Here is a 6,607-nt window from a genome sequence, read left to right on the forward strand (position 1 = left end):
TTGGCAATGTTTTCAGCGCCCAGGCTCGGGCCAATGGTGCGCTCTTCAATGATTTCCATCGGCGCAGCCAGCGAACCCGCACGCAGCAGCAGCGCTGTGTCGTTGGCTTCCGCCGTCGTCATGCGGCCGGAAATCTGCACACGACCGCCACCAATTTCGGTGCGGATCACAGGGGCCGTCACGACCTCGCCCTTGCCCTTTTCGAACAGGATGATGGCCATGCGCTTGCCCACGTTCTCTCGCGTCACATCGCGGAAGATGCGGGCACCCTTGGCGTCCAGCGTCAGGTTGACCACAGGCTCCTGCGTCTGGCTGTCAAAGCCGGGCTGCGCATCGGTCAGGTTGTCGCCGGTCAGGACCACTTGTTTTTTCACAATCAATGGCTGGGCGTTGCGCTCCATGTAGCGCTCGGAGCCAAAAGGCACCAGACCAGCGCCCTGCTCGGCAGCCCGCGCCTCGGTGCTTTCATCGACCATGCGCACTTCCAGCGTGGCAGTACGGCCCAGAATGTCTTTGGCTTTGGCGGTGTCCTGCACGCCCGGCAGCTGCACCACGATGCGGTCCAAGCCCTGCTGCTGGATCACCGGTTCGGCCACGCCGAGCTCGTTGATCCGGTTGTGCAGCGTGGTGATGTTCTGCTTGAGCGCCTGCTCCTGAATCTTGCGGCCCGCTTCGGGCTTGATGGTCGCCACCATGCGCGTTTCACCGCCCTGGGCAGACTCGGTGGCCTGCAGCTCGGGGAAACGGTCCGTCAACAGGTTCTGGGTGGCCTGGAGTTGTTGCGCATCGCGAAGACGGATTTCGATGGACTGGCCATCACGGTTGATGCCGCCATGGCGAATGTCCTTTTCGCGCAGTGTGCTGCGCAGATCACCCGCCAGCGACTCAGCCCGCTTGGTCAAGGCAGCCTGCATGTCCACCTGGAGCATGAAGTGCACACCCCCGCGTAAGTCCAGGCCCAGATACATCGGCGACGCATGCAGCGCCGACAACCACGCCGGCGAACGCGAGACCAGGTTCAACGCCACGATATAGGGCGGGTCACTGGGATCAGGCACCAAGGCTGCCTGAATCGCATCCTTGGCCTTGAGCTGCTCGTCCGTGTTGTCAAACCGTGCACGGATGGAAGTACCTTCCAGCGACAGCTGCCGCGGCGCCAAACCAGCTGCCTGCAAGGCAGACTCCACTTTGCCCAGCGTGGACAAGTCCACCTTGAGCGTGGCCTTGGCCGTGGACACCTGCACCGCAGGCGCCTCTCCAAAAAAGTTGGGCAGCGTGTAAATGGCCCCCAAGAGCAACGCGATCACAATGATCGCGTACTTCCATACCGGGTAACGGTTCATAGCAAGATCGCGTGCAACAGGGTGAAAAAGTGGCCGTTAATTACTTGATGGTGCCTTTGGGCAGCACTTGCACCACAGCAGAGCGCTGCATCTGCACTTCAACGCCAGTGGCCAGTTCCACGCCAATGTAGGCCTCGCCCAGCTTGCTGACCTTGCCCAGCATGCCGCCAGCGGTAACGACCTCATCGCCCTTGGCCAGAGCTTCGATCATGGCCTTGTGCTCTTTTTGCTTTTTCATTTGCGGGCGGATCATGACGAAATACAGCACCACAAACATCAGCACCAAGGGCAGCATGCTCATGAGCGTGCCTTCGGTGGTACCAGCAGCAGCGGTCTGAGCGTAAGCGGAAGAAATAAACATGGGGTTCTCCTGAAAACCTGAGGTGTTGTTTTGAGCAGAGCAGCACACCAAGCGCTGCACTGCAAACCAACGTGCGATTGTATGCGGCGCTAAGATCGGCCCCATCAATCCCCTTGTGGAGCACGCCTTTGGGCTTTCCCTTACTTGCCATTTCGGCCCTCATGGGCTCGCTGGTGTCCCTGTCTTTGGGCACCTCGTTTGCCAAAAGCCTGTTTCCCATGGTGGGCGCGGCCGGCACCACCACGTTCCGCCTGGTGTTTGCCACTGCCATCCTCATGCTCTTGTGGCGCCCCTGGCGCCGCAGCTGGGAGCGCAGCGACTGGCCTGCCCTGGCCGCCTACGGCCTGACGCTGGGCACCATGAACCTGCTGTTCTACAACGCCATCAAGACCATTCCTTTCGGGCTGGCCATTGCCATCGAATTTTCCGGCCCCCTGGCCGTCGCCATCTGGAACTCCCGCCGCTGGCTCGACGGACTGTGGGTGTTGCTGGCCATCTCGGGGCTGGCCCTGCTGTTGCCGCTGCCTGGCCTGGACAGCAGCGCACTCGACCCGGCTGGCGTCGCGTTTGCGCTGGCCGCCGGGGCATGCTGGGCGCTGTACATCGTGTTTGGCCAACGAGTGTCCAAACGCTTTGGCGCCATGGCCACACCCATGGGCATGCTGTTTGCCGCCCTGACCGTGCTGCCTTTTGGCGTGGCCCAAGCGGGCAGCGCCTTGCTCGACACCAGCCTTCTGGCCGCCGGGCTGGGCGTGGCCATCTTGTCCAGCGCCATTCCCTACAGCCTGGAGATGTACGCCCTGCGCCACCTGCCCAAGCAAACCTTCAGCATCTTGCTGAGTCTGGAGCCCGCCACCGGAGCGGTTGCCGGCTGGCTGGTGCTGGGCGAACAGCTCAGCCCCCTGCAACTGCTGGCCATGGCTCTGGTGATGGTCGCTTCGATGGGCAGCGCGTGGAGCAACGCCCGCGGCCCGGTCGCCACCGACGCCCCTTAAGCACTACCCACCAAAGCAAAAGCGCCTGGACCTTTCGGTCACAGGCGCTTTTGAAGTCTGCAAGATCAGGCCCCAGAAGGAGCCTTCTCAAACTCAGGCCTTGGCTTTGGCCTTGGAGATGGCGGACTTGACAGCAGCTTCGGCCTGGCCGGAAGCAGCCTTCAGGCTGGCTTCGGCGTTGTCAGCAGCTTGCTTGGCCACTTTTTTCATGGTTTCGGCAGCGTTCTGGCTGGCTTCCATGGCGTTTTTGATCATGGCCACAGCGGCTTCGGAACCGGCGGGAGCGTTTTTCAGGTTGTTTTCAACCAGAGCTTGCACAGCTTCCTGGCCTTCAACCAGCTTGGCTTCCACGGCCTTGGCCATTTCGGCGCCAGTGCCGGACACGATGTCATACACATGACGGCCATAAGACACCGACTTTTCGAAAGCGGGCTGCACCAGAGCGGCTTGAGCGGCCAGCACTTCCTGGGGGTTCTTGGCGGTCAGCAGGCCTTGGGCGTTGCTGAAAGACTCGCCCACAGCAGCTTTGCCAGCGGCCAGGTTCAGCTCGACCAGACGCTCGAAACCGGCAAAAGCGGTTTGGGTCAGGCCAGCAGCGGCTTGCAGGTTGGCTTTGTTGGCAGCGGCGAATTGTTCGGCGTTGAAGTTCATGATGGGTTCCTTGAAGAAGTTTGTTGCAATGCAGCAATTGTTCCAGCCCCACCCACCCATGGCAAGGGTTTTCCCGCACTTTAGAGTCAACTCTCCAAAAACGGCCATACCCATCCAAGGCCTTGCAGCCCCCGTACGCACCCATTGACTACACTCGGGGCATGGAGTTTTTCAGTGTCTTTATTCTGGTGGTGCTGGCCATGCAGGCACTCAACCGCCGCGGCCAGCGGGAACGCACCGCATTGCTCGCCGAGCACCTGCGCCCCTACAGCATTGAGCAAAGCATGGAGCAGCTCACCCACGCCTACTTGCGCGCTCTGGACGAAAAAGACCCCGAACGCCAGCACCAGATCTGGCAACTGCAGTCCCCCACCGAAACCCGCCTGGCCGAAGACTTTGTATCGCTGGCCACCTCCTTCTCGCGCTTGGCCCCCCCCCTGGCACGCACACCCAAAGTGTCCATACCTTATCTGGAAAAGCTCGTCCCACAAGCCAGCTTTGACATGCGCCGCGCCCTGGCCATTCACGCCGAAGGCATTGGCCGTGCCGTGCGCAACACCAGCCTGGGCGAAAAAGACCGCGCCTTTCTGATCCTGGCCGAAATGCTGCTCATGCAGCACACCTGCCACTGGTTCTGTCGTGGCCGCGCCGTCGCTTCGGCCCGCATGCTGGCCCGCCACCAGACCTCGTACGACAAAGCCCTGGCCAGCGTATCTGCCCGCACACGCAACGACTACCTCAAACTCATCAACGGCCCCGCGCTGGGCGCCTGACCTGAAGACACCCATGCTCATCCGCGACGCCCGCCCCGAAGACGCACAGGCCATTGCCGACATCTACAACGACGCCGTGGTCAACACCACCGCCATCTGGAACGACGTCAAGGTCGACGCCGCCAATCGCGTGCAGTGGATGCAGACCCGCCAGAACATGGGCTACCCCGTGCTGGTGATTGAAGACGCCCAAGGCCAGGTGCAGGGCTACGCCAGCTTCGGCGACTGGCGCGCCTTTGACGGCTACCGTCACACGGTCGAGCACTCGGTGTATGTGCACCCCAACACCCGCGGCCAAGGCCTGGGCCTGAAGCTGATGCACGCCCTGATCGAACGTGCACGGGGCCTGAACAAACACGTCATGGTCGCTGCCATCGAATCGGGCAACTCTGGCTCCATTGCCCTGCACCACAAACTGGGCTTTGTGGTCACCGGGCAAATGCCCGAAGTGGGCACCAAATTTGGCCGCTGGCTGGACTTGACGTTCATGCAGCTGCAGCTGGACCAACGCCCCGCATAAACCCCCACGGGTATTCGTCAGCCTCTGTTCAGTCAAGCAAGCACATACTCAGGTGCTTATTGATTTACGAGGAACAACATGAAAAAAGCACTCACACTGGCGCTGGGCCTTCTGCTCAGCAGCTTCGCCTTTGGCCAGGCCGCCACCATCGCCGTCGGCACCCCACTGAGCATTTTCGAGAACCAGAAAAACGTCATCATCAAAACCGCCAAAGGCACGGTCGAAATCAAACGCACCATGACTCCCTGCGGTAAAAACGGTGGCACCCTGCAACCGCTGGTCCCCGTCCCCGGCGTGCACCCGATTGGCGAGATTGAAATCATTGCCGCCTTGGGCGACAGCAATGCGCTGGTGGTGGACATGCGCGACAGCAACGACCGCGTCAAAGGCACTATCCCCGGCTCGATCGGCATCCCCTACACCGAAGTAGCTGCCCGCATGAACGAACTGGGTTGCAGCAAAACCGCCAGCGGCTGGGACTGCGCAGGCGCCAAGAAGCTGTATGCCTTCTGCAACGGCCCCACCTGCCCGCAAAGCCCCATGGCCATTCGCGCCATCACTCGCGACGGCTTCCCGGCAGACAAGATCTACTACTACCGCGGCGGCATGCTGGACTGGGATGCGCTGGGGCTGACCTCGGTGAAGGACGAGTTCTGATCGACATGGTCTACTGACACCCGCCCAACCCCGCTTCGGCGGGGTTTTTTATTGGCAAGATGGCGTCACTGCGTTCGCCATGACACACAGGGGCCGTCACTGCGAGCGAAGCGCAGCAGTCTCTCTCTCAGCCCAATTGCTACGGCGGCGGCCATGTACAAGCACGAAGGCCGTGACATGGACTCGCTGCCCGCCTTCCGCTTTGTGACGTGATCACAGCACGCGGCGAGGTGGTGGCGGTGCAAATGCCGGAGAGTTTTGGGACGAGCTGAGCCCTACATAATTGCATCAGCAATTGGATCGGCTAATCGTTTACTTCATCGGCCACATCGTTGAAGCAGTAAGTACAGAGACCGCCTGCATCTACTGGCACCTCAATTTCGCAATGCTCACAGTAGCCAAAACGCGCTACCTCAGTTGTGTCCGCGCTCGCGGCACCCGTTAACCCGCCGCGCTCGTACACCCGAAGACCAGTTGGCTGGTGCGCATGAGTAGTTGGTCGCATTGATGACTCCCGTTTTTTTATTTCGACAGGAGAATTTTACTGTGTTTTTCTACAGGGGGAAATATTTCGGACATAATGGCCGAAATATTTCCCGCCGAGAACCGCCATGCAAACTACTTTCAATATGGACGCTTTCAACACCTACCTGGAAGCTGCACAGAAAAAGCATCCCGGGATGAACATGGCCGAGCGTCTGGGGACGTCAGAACGCAACCTGCGGCGTTGGAAAAAAGGTGAGATCACTCCTCCACAACTTGCGGTTGAAGAGCTACAGCGTTTACTGGACTTTGGCCCAACATCAACCGGCAAAGGTGACTTCAAGTTCATTGATCTGTTTGCTGGCGTGGGCGGTATACGTCTGGCTTTCGAATCGATTGGCGGTGAATGCGTTTTCACCAGCGAGTGGGATGACTACGCACAAAAAACCTATGCCGCCAACTTTCCCGGGGGGCATGCCATCAACGGCGACATCACCCAGATTCTTGAAGAGGATATTCCTGATCATGACGTGCTGCTCGGAGGGTTCCCTTGTCAGCCCTTTTCGATCGCAGGCGTATCCAAGAAGAACGCCCTAGGCCGCGCACACGGCTTTGCAGACGAAACCCAAGGCACATTGTTTTTTGATGTTGCACGCATCATTGCAAAAAAACGTCCCAAGGCATTTCTGCTGGAGAATGTGAAGAACCTGCAGTCACATGATCGCGGCAGAACTTTCGATGTGATCCGCCGGACCTTGCAAAACGAGCTGGGTTATCAGGTCTTCTTCAAGGTGATTGATGGCGCGCACTTTGTCCCGCAGCAC

General features: G+C 59.9%; 8 protein-coding genes. 5 read left to right on the forward strand and 3 right to left on the reverse strand.

Features of this window, described 5'->3' with window-relative positions; translation table 11 throughout:
• Together secD and yajC are read right to left on the reverse strand one after the other, a co-directional pair.
• Nucleotides 1–1,343, reverse strand: a 1,343-nt coding sequence (gene secD / locus AAFM15_RS00005) for a protein translocase subunit SecD (protein WP_341684647.1), incomplete at its 3' end; no start/stop codon positions are given.
• Nucleotides 1,344–1,383: 40 nt separating this feature from the next.
• Nucleotides 1,384–1,704: a preprotein translocase subunit YajC gene (gene yajC, locus AAFM15_RS00010; protein WP_341684648.1), complete on the reverse strand. Its 321-nt coding sequence runs from the start codon at nt 1,702–1,704 to the stop codon at nt 1,384–1,386.
• A 161-nt stretch (nt 1,705–1,865) separates the two neighbouring features.
• On the opposite strand from yajC, the gene AAFM15_RS00015 reads away from it, so the two are divergent.
• Nucleotides 1,866–2,699 (forward strand): DMT family transporter, encoded by an 834-nt coding sequence (locus tag AAFM15_RS00015; RefSeq protein ID WP_341684816.1) that lies wholly within the window; start codon nt 1,866–1,868, stop codon nt 2,697–2,699.
• 93 nt (nt 2,700–2,792) lie between these two features.
• On the opposite strand, the gene phaP is transcribed toward AAFM15_RS00015, so the two are convergent.
• Nucleotides 2,793–3,350, reverse strand: a complete 558-nt coding sequence (phaP, locus tag AAFM15_RS00020; protein WP_341684649.1) for a TIGR01841 family phasin — start codon at nt 3,348–3,350, stop codon at nt 2,793–2,795.
• A gap of 161 nt (nt 3,351–3,511) precedes the next feature.
• On the opposite strand from phaP, the gene AAFM15_RS00025 reads away from it, so the two are divergent.
• The 4 genes from AAFM15_RS00025 to dcm all read left to right on the forward strand — a co-directional run.
• Nucleotides 3,512–4,123, forward strand: a complete 612-nt coding sequence (locus AAFM15_RS00025; RefSeq protein ID WP_341684650.1) for a hypothetical protein — start codon at nt 3,512–3,514, stop codon at nt 4,121–4,123.
• 13 nt (nt 4,124–4,136) lie between these two features.
• Nucleotides 4,137–4,643 (forward strand): N-acetyltransferase family protein, encoded by a 507-nt coding sequence (locus tag AAFM15_RS00030; RefSeq protein WP_341684651.1) that lies wholly within the window; start codon nt 4,137–4,139, stop codon nt 4,641–4,643.
• A 78-nt stretch (nt 4,644–4,721) separates the two neighbouring features.
• Nucleotides 4,722–5,300 carry a rhodanese-like domain-containing protein gene (locus AAFM15_RS00035; RefSeq protein WP_341684652.1) on the forward strand — a complete coding sequence of 193 codons (579 nt, stop codon included), beginning with the start codon at nt 4,722–4,724 and terminating at the stop codon, nt 5,298–5,300.
• Between the two features lie 611 nt (nt 5,301–5,911).
• On the forward strand, nt 5,912–6,607 hold a 696-nt coding region (dcm, locus tag AAFM15_RS00040; RefSeq protein ID WP_371833055.1), incomplete at its 3' end, for a DNA (cytosine-5-)-methyltransferase.

Origin of the sequence: Limnohabitans sp., assembly GCF_038134685.1 — a bacterium.
Classification (GTDB): domain Bacteria; phylum Pseudomonadota; class Gammaproteobacteria; order Burkholderiales; family Burkholderiaceae_C; genus Limnohabitans_A.

What these genes read in the sequence shown, in the direction of transcription:
- yajC (WP_341684648.1), bottom strand. Translation starts at nt 1,704, where the DNA reads ATGTTTATTTCTTCCGCTTACGCTCAGACCGCTGCTGCTGGTACCACC.
- AAFM15_RS00015 (WP_341684816.1), top strand. Translation starts at nt 1,866, where the DNA reads ATGGGCTCGCTGGTGTCCCTGTCTTTGGGCACCTCGTTTGCCAAAAGC.
- phaP (WP_341684649.1), bottom strand. Translation starts at nt 3,350, where the DNA reads ATGAACTTCAACGCCGAACAATTCGCCGCTGCCAACAAAGCCAACCTG.
- AAFM15_RS00025 (WP_341684650.1), top strand. Translation starts at nt 3,512, where the DNA reads ATGGAGTTTTTCAGTGTCTTTATTCTGGTGGTGCTGGCCATGCAGGCA.
- AAFM15_RS00030 (WP_341684651.1), top strand. Translation starts at nt 4,137, where the DNA reads ATGCTCATCCGCGACGCCCGCCCCGAAGACGCACAGGCCATTGCCGAC.
- AAFM15_RS00035 (WP_341684652.1), top strand. Translation starts at nt 4,722, where the DNA reads ATGAAAAAAGCACTCACACTGGCGCTGGGCCTTCTGCTCAGCAGCTTC.